We start from the raw sequence: 1,607 nt of genomic DNA on the forward strand, positions 1-1,607 counted from the left end.
GATCGAGATTTGAAACATCCTCCTACGATTAAAATATACGATACTTTAAGTGCAGGATTAGTTGATTTAGTACCCGTGAAAGAAGGCGAAATAAAGATTTATCTTTGTGGACCAACAGTCTACAACTTGTTACACATTGGGAATGCAAGGCCTATTATAATATTTGATGCCTTTAGACGTTTTTTAGAATATATTGGTTACAAAGTTACATTAGTACAGAACTTCACCGATATAGATGATAAGATAATCGATCAGGCAAACAAAGAAAAAGTACCTTTCGAAGAGGTAGGAAAAAGATATATAATAGAATATTGGAGAGACATGACAGCTCTTAAAGCAAGAGCTTTTAATTTTCATCCGAAAACTACTACTTATGTTGATGAAATTATCTCTTATATAAAAGAACTTGAAGAAAAAGGTTACGCTTATAAGGCTGAAAATGGAGATGTTTACTTTGAAGTGGGAAAATTTTCAAGATATGGAGAGTTATCCCATAGAAAGATCGAAGATCTAAAAGTCGGAATCAGAGTAGAAGTTTCTGAATACAAAAAAAATCCTTTGGACTTTGCTCTGTGGAAGGCTTCAAGAGAAGATGAACCGTCTTGGGAAAGTCCTTGGGGAAAAGGACGCCCGGGATGGCACATAGAATGTTCCGTTATGTCTTCTGAAATACTAGGGGACACCTTCGATATTCATGCGGGAGGTAACGATCTAATCTTTCCTCATCACGAGAACGAGAGAGCCCAAGCTATAGCAAAAAGTGGTAAGGATTTTGCAAGATATTGGATGCACAACGGAATGATTCGTATGGCACAAGATAAGATGTCAAAATCCTTAGGAAACGTTTGGTATTTAAGAGACCTTTTGAAAAAATTTGATTCGGATGTCTTAAAAATTTTTATACTCAGTAAACACTACCGTATACCTATAGATGTAAGTGAAGAATTGCTTCATAACCAAGGGGTATCAGTTAATAGAGTTAAAGAATCATTGAATGAAGCTGAGGAATTCTTTAACGGCAAAGTGCCTTATCCTCAGGAAATGAATCACGTTAAAGAACAAGAAGAGTATCTCATTAGTAGTCTTTCGAATGATTTTGACACTCCGTCGGTTGTAGCAAGAATCTTCGAATTATCAAGAGATTTAAACAAAGCGTTAAATTCACGTGATGAAGAAACAATAAAAAATAATTATTATATAATAAGAAATATTTACGGGAGTGTCTTAGGGGTTTTTGAAACTAACGAACAAATCCAGAAGAACAATTTAGAATTAAATCAATTAATGGAAATTATTCTAAACGTAAGAACTGCTCTTAGAAAAGAAAAGTTATACAATCTTTCTGACTACATAAGGGATAATTTAAGCAAAATTGGTATAGAAATAAAAGATACCCCTGAAGGGACAAAATGGTCTTAGGACTGGAGGTGTTCTTAAATAGACGTTAATATAATAAATTCAGTACTCGCTTCGCTCAAAAACACCTTTAAGATAATCACAAAGATGGATATTCAAATGGAAAAACCCTATGTTGTTAAAGAAATTGAAAAGCACTACGATGTGGTTACTAATATAGGTTTTACCGGCGAACTTGAAGGAAATATTCT

Annotated in this window: 1 protein-coding gene; it reads left to right on the forward strand. The window is 34.0% G+C overall.

The features are described 5' to 3' along the window. The first annotated feature begins 27 nt into the window (after window positions 1–27). Window positions 28–1,419, forward strand: coding sequence for a cysteine--tRNA ligase (cysS, locus tag AA81_RS11685; protein ID WP_169999770.1), 1,392 nt, complete (start codon window positions 28–30; stop codon window positions 1,417–1,419). Window positions 1,420–1,607 lie beyond the last annotated feature (188 nt).

It is taken from the genome of Petrotoga halophila DSM 16923 (assembly GCF_002924615.1).